10 protein-coding genes and 1 pseudogene are annotated in these 18,235 nt (G+C 42.8%); 5 read left to right on the plus strand and 6 right to left on the minus strand.

The genetic code is table 11. The features are described from left to right. Nucleotides 1-604 precede the first annotated feature (604 nt). The 3 genes from L6494_RS03270 to L6494_RS03280 all read right to left on the minus strand — a co-directional run bounded on the left by L6494_RS03270 (nucleotide 605) and on the right by L6494_RS03280 (nucleotide 1,659). Nucleotides 605-802, minus strand: a complete 198-nt coding sequence (locus tag L6494_RS03270) for a hypothetical protein (RefSeq protein ID WP_237991432.1) — start codon at nucleotides 800-802, stop codon at nucleotides 605-607. A gap of 93 nt (nucleotides 803-895) precedes the next feature. Then, on the minus strand, nucleotides 896-1,126 hold the full coding sequence (locus L6494_RS03275; RefSeq protein ID WP_237991433.1) for a hypothetical protein: 231 nt from the start codon (nucleotides 1,124-1,126) through the stop codon (nucleotides 896-898). 317 nt (nucleotides 1,127-1,443) lie between these two features. Further along, nucleotides 1,444-1,659, minus strand: a complete 216-nt coding sequence (locus tag L6494_RS03280; protein WP_237991434.1) for a toll/interleukin-1 receptor domain-containing protein — start codon at nucleotides 1,657-1,659, stop codon at nucleotides 1,444-1,446. Between the two features lie 552 nt (nucleotides 1,660-2,211). Between L6494_RS03280 and L6494_RS03285 the strand changes: the two genes are divergently transcribed. Next, nucleotides 2,212-4,413 carry an HAD-IIB family hydrolase gene (locus L6494_RS03285; protein WP_237991435.1) on the plus strand — a complete coding sequence of 734 codons (2,202 nt, stop codon included), beginning with the start codon at nucleotides 2,212-2,214 and terminating at the stop codon, nucleotides 4,411-4,413. Nucleotides 4,414-4,847: 434 nt separating this feature from the next. Then, nucleotides 4,848-6,350, plus strand: coding sequence for a ShlB/FhaC/HecB family hemolysin secretion/activation protein (locus L6494_RS03290; protein ID WP_237991436.1), 1,503 nt, complete (start codon nucleotides 4,848-4,850; stop codon nucleotides 6,348-6,350). 100 nt (nucleotides 6,351-6,450) lie between these two features. Here L6494_RS03290 and L6494_RS03295 read toward each other — a convergent pair whose 3' ends face one another. Further along, nucleotides 6,451-7,374 carry a transposase gene (locus L6494_RS03295; RefSeq protein WP_237988802.1) on the minus strand — a complete coding sequence of 308 codons (924 nt, stop codon included), beginning with the start codon at nucleotides 7,372-7,374 and terminating at the stop codon, nucleotides 6,451-6,453. A 68-nt stretch (nucleotides 7,375-7,442) separates the two neighbouring features. Here L6494_RS03295 and L6494_RS03300 point away from each other — a divergent pair. Beyond that, nucleotides 7,443-7,796 (plus strand): annotated as a pseudogene (locus L6494_RS03300) (BamA/TamA family outer membrane protein); the annotation flags it as partial. A 68-nt stretch (nucleotides 7,797-7,864) separates the two neighbouring features. Here the strand turns inward: L6494_RS03300 and L6494_RS03305 are convergent. Beyond that, entirely contained in the window at nucleotides 7,865-13,945 is a 6,081-nt protein-coding gene (locus L6494_RS03305) for a translocation/assembly module TamB domain-containing protein (RefSeq protein WP_237991437.1), read from the minus strand. A gap of 286 nt (nucleotides 13,946-14,231) precedes the next feature. On the opposite strand from L6494_RS03305, the gene L6494_RS03310 reads away from it, so the two are divergent. Then, on the plus strand, nucleotides 14,232-14,660 hold the full coding sequence (locus tag L6494_RS03310; protein WP_237991438.1) for a DUF3110 domain-containing protein: 429 nt from the start codon (nucleotides 14,232-14,234) through the stop codon (nucleotides 14,658-14,660). 255 nt (nucleotides 14,661-14,915) lie between these two features. Further along, nucleotides 14,916-15,842, plus strand: a complete 927-nt coding sequence (gene murQ / locus L6494_RS03315; RefSeq protein ID WP_237991439.1) for an N-acetylmuramic acid 6-phosphate etherase — start codon at nucleotides 14,916-14,918, stop codon at nucleotides 15,840-15,842. Between the two features lie 804 nt (nucleotides 15,843-16,646). On the opposite strand, the gene purH is transcribed toward murQ, so the two are convergent. Beyond that, nucleotides 16,647-18,185 (minus strand): bifunctional phosphoribosylaminoimidazolecarboxamide formyltransferase/IMP cyclohydrolase, encoded by a 1,539-nt coding sequence (gene purH, locus L6494_RS03320; RefSeq protein ID WP_237991440.1) that lies wholly within the window; start codon nucleotides 18,183-18,185, stop codon nucleotides 16,647-16,649. Between the last annotated feature and the right edge of the window lie 50 nt (nucleotides 18,186-18,235).

The raw sequence follows: 18,235 nt of genomic DNA on the forward strand, positions 1-18,235 counted from the left end.
AAATTTATCGCATCGTTTAAATAAGTTATCTGGGCGACTATAGCGGTTCTCGCTTTAGTGAGGTACAAGAAACCCACCCCCAACCCCCTAAGAGCAAGCAAGGAGGGGGCTATTATATGCCTTATATGATTAGGAAACGCTATATAAGTCGCGGTTATACAGACAAAACCCGACTGTGCGGGTTAGAATAATCGATTTTTTGTTAGTCTACGGTTAGGGGTGCAAGGCTTTACGCCTCTACTAGATATGAATTTTCACGTCATGTGGAAAAGCTAAGGGTAAACTAACCCCTAGTCCCGCAAGGCGTAAATAAGGGCAAGTTTATCAGACTTTTGTGTATATTGTCGCTCCTTTGGCGAACGCGTTAGCGTCTGTCTACGACACCCTACGCGAACGTAAGATAAGCAAGCTAGATCGAGGGTCTTTCCAGAACCCGTGAAAAGTCAGCTACTAGATAATTGACCCAATTTAAAATTTTTGTTCAGTAAATATACTATATTTAGATTAGCCCAAATTAAGTAAAAAATAAAGCTTTTCAGCAAAAATTACCATAATTCAATGTTAGGTCAGGTTAAGGTGCTGCACAAGTTATAGGATAAATTGTTCAGAATGTACCTCGAAATGCAGCATAGGCAAGGGTAATGATAATTGGGAGAATGATAGAAATAGTAATCATCAGTCCTGTTTTACCAAAACGAATTTCTTGCCCATCTGCTTTTAACAGAGCAATTACAGCTGCGGTTGCCATTAAAATCCAAATGCTGCCAAAGATGATAAAAATAGTGAATGCTGAGTCATTCATAGTATTTTCTTGACTATGATTTACCTCTTGATTCTAAGTCTAAGTTGCGACTTTACCTAGACTATTCCTCCCAGCATTGACATTAAACTGCCATCAGTTGTGTTTATCAGATGTTTTATCCTGCTTAACTTTTTTGATTAATTCCATGTAGATATTAATCTCATTCACTTCTACATCATGTTCAAGTCTAGTTACTTTCCATTTCTCCTTTCTTAAGTAAACTTCTTCTCCTACTCTGGGAAGAAATTGTAAATCATAGAACTTTTTGATAAAGTCTTTTTGGTTTTCTTCCCATAAGATTATTTTGGCTGATTCTTGGCTCATTAGTTATCCTTCTTTGTTAGTCAATGAAAGTCAGTAATTGGATGACATATATTCGGTAAGTTTATCTTACTAATTCAAGTCAATAGCGTAGTTAAAGCCACATTATTTCCTAATGCTTATTAAGGTTGTATTTTATTGATTCTCAATCAGGTAATAATACTCAAGTTTTTATACCAAAAATATCTTGTGCTTGCAGTTAAAAAAAAGGCTGACTACCAAAATATCGTAGCAGCCGCATATAGAGTATTTATTACTGCCAGAGACTTTCTTGACCTTGATAAAGAATAAGGCAAGACACGGACTGCTTTAAAAGTAAACTACACAAGCTTCTGCTCAATTTCGTCAAGCTGCTGATCTAATCTATTCTGTTCGTCAATCGCATTTGCCCATTCCCTACCCGCACTGATTTCTCTGACATGCCAAGCCTCAATCACTCCCTGAGGTTTCATCATGCTCAGATGAGTAGCTAATTCATCACGCAAGGCTTCATCTTTGTGAGAGTAAGAGAAAAATACTTTGACTGTATTAGACATAAATGCTGGTATAAAAGACTTTGAAATTATTGTATATGAATATACAGTTTAACTTTTTGAAATTAATAATCTGACAATAATAAATTGACCTTGAAGTATTAAATTTGGCACTGGAATAGGTTGCTAAATCAGCGTCTAAGCTATTATATCTGAGTATTTAGGACAACAAGACGCGATCGCAAGGCCTCTTACTGATACTATATAGATAAGAGTATCTTTTAATAAATCGGAGAATCAAAAAAGCTTATCACCCTAAATAATCAATTTATTTCAATGAAGTGTATTTGCTACTAACAGAGAATTCATAAGGGCGTAATTTTGTGATGGATTAGATGTTTGGCAAGGTATAGAATTGTTCTAATTTCATGGATATCTCATCTGTAATTTCCAGCATTCATGCAGTTAAAAAAGCCCAAACATAAGTTAAATTGGCGTGATCAAAGCAAACTATATGCAGACAAATAAACTAGGCTAAAATCCTCTGCCCTCTTGCCTGATCTATTTACGCCGACTTACTTAGCACTATATAAAGTCAACTAGAGAGGAAGACAAATGTCACATAACTCAGGGTTGTATATCATACTAGTCAGTGTTCACGGCTTAATTAGAGGACATAATCTAGAGTTAGGACGAGATGCTGACAACGGTGGACAAACAAAATATGTAGTCGAACTCGCCGCTACATTAGCTAAACACCCCGACGTAGAGAGAGTTGACCTAGTAACTCGGTTGGTGCAAGACCCCAAAGTGAGTTCTGACTATGCCCAACCTGTAGAAATTCTCTCCGATAAAGCCCAAATAATTCGCCTAGCCTGCGGCCCCCGGCGTTACCTCCGTAAAGAAGTCCTCTGGCCTTATTTAGATACCTTTGCAGATGAATTGCTCAGACACATTCGTAAAGTCGGCAAAATACCAAATGTAATTCATACACACTACGCTGATGCAGGCTATGTTGGTAGTCGAGTTGCAGGTTGGTTAGGTACACCCCTGGTGCATACAGGTCACTCCCTGGGACGGGTGAAACTGCAAAAATTACTAGAACAGGGAACTAAACCAGAAAGTATTGAAGAAAACTATCACATCAGTACCCGCATTGAAGCAGAGGAAATTACTCTCGGTGGTGCAGCTTTAGTCATCGCCAGTACCCATCAAGAAGTTGAAGAACAATACAGCGTTTATGACCGCTATCAACCACAAAGAATGGTGGTAATTCCTCCTGGTGTAACTTTAGAACGTTTCTACCCAGCAACAGATCATTGGCAAAATCCTCCGATTTACCAAAAATTACAACGATTTCTGCAAGACCCCTACAAGCCGATGATTACGGCGATTTCCCGTCCGGCTGTGCGTAAAAATGTAGCGACTCTGGTCAAAGCTTTTGGGGAAGATCCTGAACTGCGTAACTTAGCTAATTTGGTGATTGTGCTAGGAAATCGAGATGACATCACCACAATGGAATCAGGCCCCCGCCAAGTTTTGACGGAAATATTCCAATTAATCGATCGCTATGATCTTTATGGTCATGTCGCCTATCCTAAACATCATACTTCCGACGATGTACCCGACTTATATCGGCTGACCGCAAAAACACGCGGCGTTTTTATCAATCCAGCCCTCACTGAACCCTTTGGACTAACTCTGATTGAAGCTACAGCTTGTGGTTTGCCCATCATTGCCACCTCAGACGGCGGCCCACAAGATATTATCGCCGCTTGTGAAAATGGGCTACTGGTTGATCCCCTGAATATTAAAAACATCCAGGATGCACTAAGAAAAGCTTTGACCGATCCTCAACAATGGCAACGCTGGTCTAATAATGGCTTAGTTAATGTCCGTAAACATTTCTCTTGGCAGAGTCATGTTGAGCAGTATCTAGAAAAAGTGCGCCTATTCCCCCAACAAAAGGTACAATCTCTACTCAGTCCCCTTGTAGCATTTCCAGCTACTGAACATCCAGGCTGGAATATCCCTGATACTAACCGCTTACCAACCGCCGATCGCTTCCTGGTGACAGAAATCGATAATACACTCCTAGGTGATCAAGAAGCATTAGAAAAGTTGATTCAGCGCATCCGCAATGAAGGACAAACAACTGGTGTCTGCATTGCCACGGGTCGCAGTCTCGAAAGTACCTTGAATATGCTGGAAGAATGGCAGTTTCCCATGCCAGATTTGTTGATCACTTCCACTGGTAGCGAAATCTACTATGGTCCGCAGATTGTCACAGATACAAGTTGGCAGAAACACATTAGTTACAATTGGCAGCCAGAGGCAATTCGGGAAGCTATGAAAAATATACCTGGTGTAGAATTGCAATCAGCAGAAGCTCAAAGCAGGTTTAAAATCAGCTACTTTGTTGATCCCAGCATCTCGCCCAGCTACCGAGAAATTATCCGCCATTTGCGTCGTCAGCAACTCCCTGTTAAAGGGGTTTACAGTCATAGTATGTATCTTGATTTGTTGCCCATCCGCGCTTCTAAAGGCGATGCCCTACGTTATATTGCTTTAAAATGGGGCTTACCTGTAAAACGGTTCTTAGTTGCAGGGGCATCAGGCAATGATGAAACAATGTTAGCAGGTAATACTCTAGCGGTGGTGGTGGGTAATTACAGCAAAGAAATCCACAAATTACGCGGCTATGCTCAGATTTACTTTGCTCAAGGTCATTATGCCTGGGGCATTTTGGAAGCACTAGATCATTATGACTTTTTCGGCAATCTCTCCCAAACTCAGCCGGAAATGGTATTAGTCTGATCATCTCTGGGAAGATTGGTAATCGGTATAGCGGTTCTCGCTTTAGTGAGGTACAAGAACCCCACCCCCAACCCCCTCCCCGCACGCAAGGAGGGGGCTATGGTGTACCTCATGTGATTAGGAAAATTTAGGATCTTTGAGATGTTTCGCTTCGCTCAACATGACAAGCAAGCTACAAGCTCCCACTAATTGTTTTGAATTTTGAATTGGAGAGAAGCGACTTGACATCTGAGATTTAATGAAATTTTGCAGGATGCTGCTATATTAGATACCAAAAGTACAGTAAGATTCACATTTGAAGGCTTAGTAGTACAAGTATCTAATTGTTGGCAAACCACTCTAGTAGCATGATGTATCAATGCCCCCCAAGGTTTACAGTATCAGGGTTAACGCTGAGTATATTGGTATTAGTTGGCAGCATAGATTTTCGAGTGATGAAAGCTCAAGCTGTTGAAGATACACAACTGGCAAATAGTCCTCAAAGTTATCAGGAAAAGGATCTAGCCAGCAACTTAAAATATGGGTTATCGGGTATTGAACAAACAGCCATCACTACAAAAACCTCTTCCCTTCAGGTTGGGGACGAACTAATTTTGTCACAGCAATTCCCACCGCCGCAGGATGTCCAACCCCCTGCATCTCCTGCTTTACCATCCCCCCAGCCACTACAGCCTTTACCACCACCAGCCGAATTACTCCAGCCTACTAACCCGGATAACCAACCTCAGCAACCAATACCAGAGAATATTCCTCAAACCATAACTGTAGAAAGGTTTGAAGTTTTAGGTAGCACCGTATTCAGCCCAGAAGAATTAGCCAAGGTGACAGAGGAGTTTACCAACAAGCCAATTACTTTAGCGGAACTGTTTCAGGCGCGATCGCAAATTACCGAATTATACGTCAGTCGGGGTTACATTACTTCTGGTGCTTATATTCCACCCCAAACAATTAAATCTGGTGTGATTAAAATTCAGGTGGTGGAAGGGAGGTTAGAAGACATTCAGATTAGTGGGACACAAAAACTTAACCCTAATTATGTGCGTAGCCGTTTAGCGATCGCTACCTCTCCCCCTTTAAACCGAGAAAAGTTATTAGAAGCATTACAATTGCTGCGACTTAATCCCTTAATTGCCAACGTGTCGGCGGATTTGTCAGCCGGGGCGACTCCGGGGACGAGTTTACTCCAAGTTAACGTTAAGGAAGCGAGAAGCTTTAATACTCAATTAGCCCTAGATAATGGGCGATCGCCTAGTGTGGGTAGTTTTCGTCGTCGTATCCAAGTCAATGAAGCTAATTTACTGGGTATAGGGGATGGTCTAACTTTAGCCTATACTAATACCGATGGTAGTAATGCTTTTGATACTAGCTACACATTACCCCTCAATCCTCGCAACGGCACACTCAAGTTGAGTTTTGGGGCTTCAGCTAGCAATGTCATTGAAGAACCTTTTAATATTCTCGATATTGAATCCTCCTCTCGTTACTATGAGTTGACACTCCGCCAACCCTTAATGCAAACTCCCACCCAAGAATTCGCCTTGGGATTGACGGCTTCACGGCGTGAAAGTGAAGCTACTTATATAGATGGTGCAAGATTGCCTTTTCCCTCCTTGGGTGCTGATGACGCGGGACGCACGCGCATATCTGCGTTACGTTTTTTCCAAGAATGGATCACTCGCAATAATCGCCAAGTGATTGCTTTGCGATCGCAATTTAATCTCGGTATAGGTGCGTTTGATGCCACTGTGAATAATGACGCTCCCGATAGTCGGTTTTTCTCTTGGCAGGGACAAGCACAATGGGCGCGGCTATTAGCACCAGATAGTTTATTAATCGTGCGTGCTAATACGCAACTAGCATCGCGAACACTGTTACCTATAGAACAGACATCTCCGAAAACAGTCAAAGCCTTTGTTTGGCTAGGCTGTAGCCACTAAATGCAATCATCTTAAATTAGCTATTCTGTACGATGAAATAAGACTTTGAGATATTTGCTGTTGATAATTAGGCAAAAATATCTAGTTATATGCGATAATTTTAACCTGATGATATAGCTGATATTTCTAATGGTAATATTAGCCCTCGAATCCGTAACCTTACTAGCCCACAAATCGTCAAAATTACTTGCTTATATTTGCGGGTATTTAACCTAAATCTCTCTTGGACAACTCGAAAGATTTTGACTGACCGTATTCGATGTTCAACAAAGATTCGTTTAGATGAAAATATTTTGTTCTGTTCTTTCTGTTCAGTTGTTAGTTCTTGATTTCTTGGTTTCTTAATTGGAGTTGTAATTAAATCTTCTCCAAGATATGCCTTATCTCCTTTAAATCTTTGTTTGGCATCAAACTCTGAACGATATTCTCGGAACAAAGTTATATCGCTTTTTGGACCAGGTTCACCTGCCACAACATCAACGATATCACTAGCATCAGGTAAAATAATCATTTGAGTTTTAAATGTATGATTACTCTTCTTACCTGAAAAATATTTCTTTTGTTCATCATTGTCTCTAGGTCTTTCTCTGACTTGTTCATAGCTATCTACTATTAATTCATATTCTGTGAGCATTTCTTTTACTACTTCATAGTCAGAAGCGTTTTTTTTTACTTGTTCAAGCAAACTTGATGGCAGTAATTCTCGCAAGTTAGGCAACCAATAGTTAAACGTATCGTTGGCTGTAGACTCACTTACTTCAAACTGAATACCTAGAAGTTGAAAGGTTGTCAGATGTCGGAGATACACTAAAGTTAAAATGATTTGTTCAGAAATAGATAATTTTGGTTTCCGACCTCCTCCACCAGCAATAATTCTCACTTTCTTAGATTCCAGTAAAGCTTTTTTTTCATGATATAATCTTTCCCCATTTATGATTAATTGTTGTAACTGTTCATATTCCAGACCTATTAACCTTTGGGTTTGTTTAGGATTCTCTTCAATGTAATTCAGTATATTGCTCATGCTTCTGTGTCAAAATAACGCTTTAATGTTCTTTTATCACAGAATAATACTATTTTGGAGATGTCTAACAGTTTGGTGTGGGTGGACTAGATAGTGTGCGGGGCTATCGCCAAGATTTTCTCCTGGCAGATAATGGTGCTTTTGCTGGGGCAGAAGTGCAAATACCGATTTTGCGTCTATCTCAATCTAGAGGGGTGTTACAGGTCGTACCTTTTGCAGATTTTGGGGTGGCTTGGAATAATTCTCGTACTAATCCTGACCCTAATACTTTAGCATCGGTGGGTTTGGGGTTGCGGTGGTCACAGGGCGATCGTTTTACTGCGCGTCTTGACTGGGGTATTCCTCTCGTATCTGTTGACTCCCAGAATGGCACTTGGCAAGAAAATGGGCTATATTTTTCTCTGTTTTATAATCATTTTTAATGATTGCCTCGGTGGTTAGATACATTTTGAACCACAGAGGCACGGAGAACACAGAGAAGAAGCCCAGATTAAAACCGGGTTTGATACTCAACTACAGCGCGACTATCATCTTCTAGGTTAGTGGAAGCACGTACCCGGATTTGATCGTTAATGCGGTAATTAATCCCCCATTGGAAGGGGTCATTAGCTGTCAAAATCTTGATGCTAGAAATAGACAACTTAGTGGAAATATCAACGCCGGCTTCGGCTGCTAATTCGATAGATGAACTACTTTTACCTGCTTCTGGGTTATCAGAAATTACGGTGGGGAATATCCGCAGTTCACTTAAACCAAATGCAGTACCGATTTGGTTAAAGGCTGACTGAAAGTTATTAAATACTGCTGAACCTGCAATGTTAATAATACCGAGGGTACTGTCACCCCCTCCTTGGGGATTCACGAATCCACCCCCTAATAAAGCCACAATTTCGTTTTCACTGCGGGATGGACTGCTTGTTAAGTCTAGGGTTTCGTTGAGTCGGCTGGCCTGTCCTTTGACGTTGGCTTCTACTCGTACTGTCTCTAATGCAGCTAATCCTGTAGGATTGAGCCTATCACCGCTAAAGTTGCTGTTTTGGACTACATCTAGGACTTTGGCAAATAGCTGTACATCTAAATCAGGGTCGCGGGGTTGGTTGGCTCTAAAGGTGGCGGTGTGTTTATAACCACGAGCTAGTTTAAACTGGGTGGTGAATAAGTTTACGCCACCGTCTTTTAACTGGATTGTCCCTACGGGGATGGGGTCGGCAAAAGTACCATTAACTGTAAGGTTGCCTGTGGCTCGGAAGTTTAAAATTGGTTGACGGGTAATTTCTAAGTTTTTGCCTAATTCTAGTTTTAAATCATTAAACCGCGCGATCGCACCCGCCCCATTAATGTCCTGTTTATTTTGCTTGTTCAGTTTTGAGTATGATATGCCAACATTACTATTATTCTGCTCGGTGTCGGTAGACTCTGCTAACAATACCTGACCATCATATAAACTGATTTTACCGCCAATAGCTGGGGTTAGGGCTGAACCAGTAATCTGTAAGTTACCACTCGCCCCTCCTTGATAGAGTCCTTTCAGGTTTAAGGCTAATTGATCAAGGTTAACATTCAGAGGATTGGTAATCGCCAGTTCGTTGTTGAAAATCGGAATTTCCCCAGAGGCTTCTACTTTACCACGGCTAAATCTGCCTTGCAGACTTTCTACGAGGATGCGGTCAAAATCAAACTGCACTCTACCTGTAACACCAGTCAACTTTTCGGGTAAAGCCTGAGCTGAAACCGTGGCATCTTGGATAGTAGCAATTCCATTTAATATTGGCTTTTGTCTAGTTCCTCGCACTGTTAAGTCTATTTCGCCTTCACCTTGTTCAAAGGCGATTTGGTTAGTTAATAGGTTTAATAGTGCCAGTCCCTCATTTTGAACTTTGACATCTAAGCTGATTTGGTCATTGTCTGGTGCTACAGATGCAAATGGCAACTGATAAGGAATACTACCATTAATATTAACGGGTTGTGGCCCAGTTACTGATAAGGTACTACCAAAATTCAAGCGTCCATTAGCATAGCTAAAACTGGCGTTGGCTGATTCTATTGGTTTCTCGTTGAGTGTACCTTCGGTAATTTGCCATTCTCCCCTCGCTTGAGGGTTGGCAACACTACCCGCTAAGGCGGCTGTACCGCTAAGATTACCTGTAATGCCTACAGGTAGGTTAACAAAGTTATTCAATACCTGTATTGGGAAGTTACTGACTCGCAATTGACCAGATTGGTCTGCACCGCCAATGTTACCTGCAAAAGCTACCAGACTATTTTCTGATTCAATGCGTAAAGGGCGCACTTGCAAAATGCCATTTTCAAAGCTACCTTGAGCAATGATTTGGTCAGCACGATAGAAACGGTTTTCTTCTGTTTCTTTACCCCAAGTAAAGTTCTGTCCGTTTAAATTAAATTGTACTGATAAGCCTTGGGGGGTGGCAGTATCTAAGGCGACTTCTCCGTTAAAAGTTCCTGCTAAGTCTGCTAACTCAGGTATTGGCGAAGCATTACGCTGTTCTTCTTGTCCAGTTCTTAAAGCATCAATTTCATAAAAGCGTTTTATCTGGTCAAGTAACGGGCGATTTGGTAAACCTTGGGCGTAGGTAGTTAAGTCCTCGGCTGTGCCATAGTTAGCTGCTGAACCATTGTTTTGGAAATCTTGGAATTCAAAAATTTGGGCTACTGTGAGTACGTCTTGGATATTTCCTTGACTGACGTTGAGTTTACCTTGCACTCTTGGCCCTTTGGGGGTTTGGGCAAAATTACCAGCTAGGGCGTAGCGACTGTTACCTTTGATAAATTCACTACTAGTAATGCTGGCTGTACCATCACTGTAACGGAACTGAGTGGTGATACGATCGCCTTTAATCCGGCCGATTTCGGGATTAGCGATCGCTAAATTAGCTGTAGTCGCAAATGTGCTTTGATTAAATTGTACGTCTCCCGTTAATAATCCTGTAACTTTCCCCCCACCCAAACGCAGACTTGGCGGCGGTGACACATTCAAAATTTGTAAGGGGAAGCTGGCAACTTTTACACCCCAATTATCCCCCTTAACTTGACCTTGAGCGATCGCTTGTTGCCATTGTACAAGGAAGGATTCGGGGCGATTATTGGCATTGAGATTTAAAGCAATGCGATCATTATTTCCCCGCAAGTCTAAACTTAAACCTTTTCCTGACTGCACATTCCCAGTTAACAATGGTTCAAAGGCGATACCCTGCACTACTAAGTCTTTTAAGCCGATTTGCCCTGCTACATTGGGCAATGGTAACTTACCAGTCACGCGACCGTTAAAATCAACCCTTCCTGTCACCGCTACCTGATTGGGTAGAGTCACAGGTAACTGTTGCAGATTAAAATCTTGGGCTTGGACGTTGAGATTTAAAGCTGTAATTTCCGGGATACCTGGCCTTGTAGCATTCGCTGCTATATCGCCACTAATATTTAACCCAGGTGCATTTGCTTGCTGAATTGTCAACCTTTCCCCATTCCAAGCCAGGGCGGCTGTCAGGGGTCGTTCAATCCCCGGTAAACCTTGGGATAACTGCACCTGACCAGCCGCCTGCACATCAGCCAATCTCGCTGAACCCAAATTACCTGCTAATTGTAACTGTCCGCCAAACTGTCCCCGCAGTTGTTGATTAAACCGATTTAACTGCACACCAGCCGCAGCGATTGCCGTTTGATAGCGACCATTAGCTAGTTGAATGTTGGAGAATAGAACATTACCCCCTGCTACATTCAGTTGTGCTTGACCTGTAGCTTGGATAGTTTGGGGACTAAAGGCATCTAATCCCCCGGCTACATTCAATTGACCAGTTAAATTACCTTGAAATTGTGGTGGTACAGTTGCCAAGCGTTGCACGGGAACATTATTAGCTTGGACTTGTGCCTGATAACGACCGTTAGCGAGTTGGATATTCGCGGCAGTAATTGTACCATTGCCGACATTAATTCTTCCTTGTCCATTACCTTGGATGGTTTTGAGACTGAAGGAATCCACTGCCCCAGCAACATTTAATTGCCCAGTTAAATCGCCTTGTAGGGGTACTTTTGCCAAGCGTTGTAGGGGGACATTATTGGCTTGGAGTTGGGTTTGATAACGACCGTTAGCGAGTTGGATATTCGCGGCGGTAATTGTGCCATTACCAACATTGATTCTTCCTTGTCCACTGGCTTGGATGGTTTGGGGACTGAAAGATTCGACTGAACCAGCAACATCTAATTGACCAGTTAAATTACCCTGAATTGGTACAGCCGCCAAACGTTGTAGGGGGACATTATTGGCTTGGAGTTGGGTTTGATAACGACCGTTAGCGAGTTGGATATTCGCGGCGGTAATTGTGCCATTACCAACATTGATTCTTCCTTGTCCACTGGCTTGGATGGTTTGGGGACTGAAAGATTCGACTGAACCGGCAACATCTAATTGACCAGTTAAATTACCTTGAATTGGTACAGTAGCCAAACGTTGTACAGGAACATTATTAGCTTGGAGTTGGGTTTGATAACGACCGTTAGCGAGTTGAATGTTCGACGCTGTAATTGTCCCGCCGTCAACCCGTAGCTGTGCTTCCCCATTACCTTGGAGAGTTTTCAGACTAAAATTTTCTCTGTTACCGGCGATTTGGAATGTCCCATCTAAGGGATTAGCTAAAGCTGGCGGAGAATTTTTAAGGATGCGTCCCAGGCGGACATTGTTAGCAACTAAACCGGCGGTGAAATTTTGGTCTTTTAATTGGATATTCGCGATCGCAATTCTACCACCACCAATTTGCACTCCCGCCCCATCAGAACGAATAGTAGTAATTTGGAAAGGTTCAGCCGTCCCAGCCAGAATAAAACGACCGTTTAATTCTACCCCTGCCAAAGAGACATTTTGCAGTTGATTTTGGTCAACAAAGGGTTGTAATTTCACACCCGCAGCTTGAGCCACCGCTTGCCAACGTTCATTAGCGAAAGTACCATAACCCTGCACCGTCCCACCAGCTACCCGCGCCACCACATTACGGAAGTTATAGTTACGATTTACACCCACAATCACTTCACCAGTTGTAGGATAAATTGCCCCTGGTGCAGCAAACTTAACTAAGGTTTGGGCATCGGTAGGCGTACCTGTAACCCTAGCTGTAGCGGACACAGTGCCAATTTTAAAGGCAATATCAGGATTATAGAGTTTAGCGATCGCATCCCCAGGAACTTGCTTGGCTACAAAATTTAAATTTAATTGGGGATTTTCTCCTAGTTGGATGATACCGCCACCGTTAATTTCACCACCTACCGTAGTTTCGCCTTGAATATCTTCCAGCTTAACTAAGGCATCCTTAGCATTAAATTCAAACTTACTACTAACGCGCTTAAAATTAATTTTATCAATGCGTGCAGTTTTAACGGTGGTGACAGTACCTAAAAGAATAGGGTTAGTAATATCCCCTACCACCTGCAATTTCCCTTGTAATTGTCCAGCTACGGGTACAGGCAGTTTTAACTTGAGTGTTTCTTGAGCATTAGCTACACTTACCCCATTAATACGTCCAGCTAACTTGTAGCCTTTATTACTGTCGATAATTCCTGCGGCGATTAGAGGAATCTTGCCATAATTGGCGGTCATATTCTCCAGTTTAATTTCCGTTCCCTGGAAATAGATACTACCTTGGCTATTAATGAATGCTTGTGGTGTCCGAGGAATTTGCAGCGTTACCCCGTCTAATTCAGCACTACCATACAATAAAGGCTTCTGCTCTGGTGCTAGTTGGATTTGCAAATCGCCATCAACTCGACCCGTTTGTAAATCTACTGGTAATTTTACAATATCGGTAACATTTGTAGCTAATAATTTTTCTCCTTGCAGTTGCAAATTCGCGGCTAAAGTCTTAGGACGCACATCCCCCGCAATAGAGATTTTACCCCCAGTATCTGCCTGACCTTGGACTGTGAATTTAACCAGTTGATTGTTTTCAAGCAATTGAGCCGATGCCAAAACTTGAGAAAAAGCAATGGGAGATGAAGGATTATCTACCTTATCCCCTTCTCCCTCTATCCCCTCAACCTCTCTCTTCTGCGGTAAAAGTACCAAATTACCATTACGGAAGCGCAGTGTATTTAAGTCCGTTTTAATCGCTCCTGCTGCTCCCGGTGGTGCTAAGGTCGTAGTAATCCAACGTCCTTCACTATCCTGTTCAATATAAGCATCTGGGTTAACTAAAGTAACATCTAGTTTTAGCTGGCGATTAAAAATTAACAGCAATGGGTTAAAAGCTACTTCCACACCATCGACTTCCACCTTATCCGGGTCTGTTGGTGTGGCTGGGATAGCCGAAGCACCAAAACTAACTCCCGTGAGTGAAAATTGCGTGACTTTGCCCAGTTTTACCGGACGGTTGAGTGTACTAGTGAGACTTTTTTCTGCTAACGGCGTTAATTCTTTTTGCACAAAAATCCACAATCGCCAAGCACCGCCGATTAAACCCAGTAGTAAAATACTCCCTAGAGCTATACCACCACGCTTTAGAACCAGCAACCATAAACGCTTGCGGTCAATATTACGGGATTGATGATCATGATCGGAAGATTTACTCATTGGTTTCACTTCTTTTTTGCTGGATGTGGTAAGCACACTACTAGCACTATGGGCATATTACTATGCCAATACCAAGATACAAACCAATCTCAGGTTTTGACATGAGGATGAACTCGTAGTCATTTAGTCACTAGTCATTAGTTTTTCTCCTCTCTCTATACCCTTACACCCTTATACCCCTACACTTGGGAAAAATTTGAATTAAAGTGAAAATTAATGCTGTGACTTTCACAGATACACGGTCTAGAACTTTAATGAATAGATAGACATCAAAATATAGGGAAAGATGATTACGCCAATGCGGGTTTTTGTGTTGATTTTTAATGCTCACACGGAAAATGAGGGAATTCATACTGTGCGTGTGGGCGATCGCAATAAAATTTTAATGTTTGAGTCCCAAGACGATGCTATTCGCTTTGCGCTGATGTTGGAAGCTCAAGATTTCCACACGCCTACTGTGGAAGCAATGGACGCTGAGGAAATTAAGGAATTTTGCGAAAGTGCTGACTATGAATGGGAAATTATCCCAGAAAACAGCGATCTGATCATTCCTCCAGAAATCAACCTGGAAGAAACCGACTGGCAACCTGATGGGCAATATGATGACACTAGCGACGACAGTTTGGAATTTGACGACGTACCACCCGCAGAAGAAACAGAATTTTCTGCAACTGAACTAGAAAAGATTCGTCGCAAGTTGGAAGGATTGTTGTAACTGAGTGGGGAGTGCTGAGTGCTGAGTGCTGAGTGCTGAGTGGGGAGTGGGGAGTGGGGAGTTTTGAGGTATGAGAGTACCAAATAAAATCCCCGTTATAAAACCTCATTGCGAATTACGAATTGCGAATTGCGAATTGCGAATTGCGAATTGCGAATTGCCTTAACGCCCCGTTACGCTAACATTACTCAGTAGTCAGTTTCAGTCAATAGCAATTGGCGCATGATTTGGAAATAGAGATACAGGCTAGCATCAATGACAAATTTGCAGGAACGTGGGCATTTATTGACTGAACAAGTCAATCCTTTGAGTCTGAACTTAGACCAACTCAGTTGTTTAGAGTTGGTGGAGTTATTTAATAGTGAAGACCATAAGGCGGTGGCGGCGGTGGCGGCGGCTAAGGTGGAGATAGCTAAGGCGATTGAGGAGACAGCAGCACGGTTGCGCCAGGGTGGACGCTTGTTTTATGTGGGTGCGGGGACAAGTGGACGGTTGGGGGTGTTAGATGCGGCTGAGTGTCCCCCCACTTTTTGTACACCCCCGGAGTTAGTACAGGGGATTATTGCCGGTGGTGCTGGGGCTTTAGTACGTAGTTCTGAGGATTTAGAAGACCGGGCTGAAGATGGTGATGCCGCGATCGCTCAACGCCATATTACTCTCTTAGATGTAGTGGTGGGAATTACTGCCGGTGGGACGACTCCTTTTGTCCACGGTGCGCTGAATGCTGCGCGTCAACGGGGTGCTTTGACAATTTTTATGGCCTGTGTACCAGCAGAACAGGTTGGTTTTGAGGCTGATATTAATATTCGGTTGTTAACAGGGCCGGAGGTGTTAGCAGGTTCTACCCGTCTCAAAGCTGGTACAGTCACCAAACTAACTTTAAATATTTTGTCTACTGGGGTGATGGTCAAACTAGGCAAAGTTTACGGCAATCGCATGGTAGATGTAGCAGTCACAAATCAAAAATTACGCGATCGCGCTTTACGCATTTTACAAGACCTCACAGGCTTAAGTCGGGAAGCGGCTGGTTATTTATTAGAACATAGCGGTAAATGGGTAAAACTGGCGTTATTAATGCACTGGACTGGTTTAAGCAAAGAAGATGGCGATCGCTTATTATCAAAACACCAAGGTAATCTTAGAGATGCTGTTGCCGGCTATAAAGATACTCAACAATCTTGAATATTCTCTAGAAGAATCCGCACATAACATTTCCGAATCACATTAGGTATATCATAGCCCCCCTGACCAAAGAAAAAAGGATACAAGCCCCTAAATTTATTTATGGAGAAGAAAAAAGTGAAACAGCATTAATTCAAGCCCCCGGATTTATCCGTGGGGTATTTAATTTTGAATTTTGTTAGCGCAGCGTTAGCGAGTCCGCGAGCGTCATTTTGAATTTTGAATTGGAGCGTTCGCGTAGCGTCTCGTAGAGAAGCGACTTGACTTTTCACGTTATGTGGAAAAGTTCATACGAAACCTAACCCCCTTCCCTACTAGAACTATCCCCTTAAACAAGGGGGAACTAGAATCAAAGTCCCCCTTTTTAAGGGGATTTAGAGGGGTATCAAGCCACATTTTGCACCCAGCACAAAGATGTGTGTACACCGTAGCCTTTTAGGGGAGAGGTTTGGAGAGGGGTTTTCCAGATCCCGTGAAAAGTCAGGTTTTTGTTCTTGATGCGATCGCCATCACACAAACATCGTATAGAAATTAATTACAAGTCTTATAGCTCAAGTCTTTTCAAGAAGACTAAGAAATATTTTAGTTCAAATAAATATTAAAAAGTGCCTGGACGTGTTACCGTGTTTCCACTCCAAGCACTCTTAATTTTCAACTTGCTCCTCACACTCCTAGAGAGTAACACTGCTTTGAAATAAAAGCTAGTGTTATCGGTGACACTTTGTAAACTGGACAGGTGACAGGGGACAGGTGACAGGTGACAGGGGAGTTAAATCAGTGAACAGTCAACAGTGATCACTGCCACTAGTGTAAAAAGTGACGTGTACCAGTCAGCACCATGACCAAACCCAGTTCGTTAGCGGCTTTGATGGAATCTTGGTCACGTAAGCTTCCCCCTGGTTGCACAATGGCGGTGATACCGGCGGCGGCGGCGGTTCTGACGGAATCATCGAAGGGGAAAAATCCGTCACTGGCGAGAGTTGCACCTTGGGCTTTGTCTCCAGCTTGTTCTAGGGCGATTTTAGTTGAACCAACGCGGTTCATTTGCCCAGCACCGACACCTAGAGTAGTGCGATCGCTTGTGAGTACAATGGCATTAGATTTAACGTGTTTGCAAACCTTCCAAGCAAACAGCATTTCGGCTAACTCGTCGGGTGTGGGTTGGCGTTCTGTGACAACTTGCCATTTACTAGAATCTGCAATGATATCATCGGCAGCTTGGACTAAGAAACCACCTGCAATTTGTTTGACTAGAGTTTTAGCCCCACTGCTCAAATCTGCTAAAGTCAAAATCCGCACATTAGATTTTTTAGACAGAATTTTTTGAGCTTCTGCATCACAATCAGGTGCAACTACACATTCTAAAAATGTCTTTGTTAATTCGCTGGCTGTGGCTGCATCTATGGGACGGTTGAGGGCGACAATCCCACCAAATGCAGAGATAGAATCAGCATTGAAAGCCTTTTGATAGGCTTCGACAATGGTGTTTCCTAACGCTGTACCGCAGGGATTGGTATGTTTGATGATGGTAGCGGCTGGTGTATCTGGAAATTCAGTAATAATGCGCCGGGCGGCTTCTAAGTCTACCAAGTTATTGTAACTGAGTTCTTTACCTTGCAATTTCGTAGCCGCAGCCCATCCGGTGGGAGTAGAGCCGGTTTGATACCAAGCAGCAGTTTGATGGGGGTTTTCACCGTAACGCAGAGATTGTAATTGTGTCCCGCTTAGGGTGTGCTGTTGGGGAAGGGATTCTGGAGATTGTTGAGAGAGGTAAGATGCGATCGCTTGATCATAACTACCAGTATGCAAAAATCCTTTTAAAGCCGCCTTTTGGCGAAACTCTAGGGATGCTTCGCCGTTATTTTGCCGCAATTCCTGTAAATATTCGTCATACTGCCCTGGATCACATAATACTGTGAGATGAGCAAAGTTTTTTGATGATGCCCGTAACATCGCCGGGCCGCCAATATCAATATTTTCCACAGCTTCTGCTAATGTTACCCCTGGTTTAGCGATCGTCGCTTCAAAGGGATAAAGATTCACTACCACCAAATCAATCGGGCGAATTTGGTTATTTTCCAAGTCTGTGACATCACTAGCCACATCCCGCCGCGCCAAAATCCCGCCATGAATGCGGGGGTGTAGTGTTTTGACTCGTCCACCTAAAATTTCTGGTGAACCTGTGTAATCAGAAACCTTGGTAACTGGTATTCCCGCATCTTTGAGGGCTTTCGCTGTTCCCCCACTGCTGATTAAGTCAAATGCAAATTCTTCCACCAAACTACGGGCTAGATCAATTAAACCAGTTTTGTTAGATACACTCAGCAGTGCTAGACGCGCCATGTCTCAATTCCTTAGATGCGAAAGACCCCAATTCTTACATAACCCTGGGT

The organism is Nostoc sp. UHCC 0870, assembly GCF_022063185.1.
Classification (GTDB): domain Bacteria; phylum Cyanobacteriota; class Cyanobacteriia; order Cyanobacteriales; family Nostocaceae; genus Trichormus.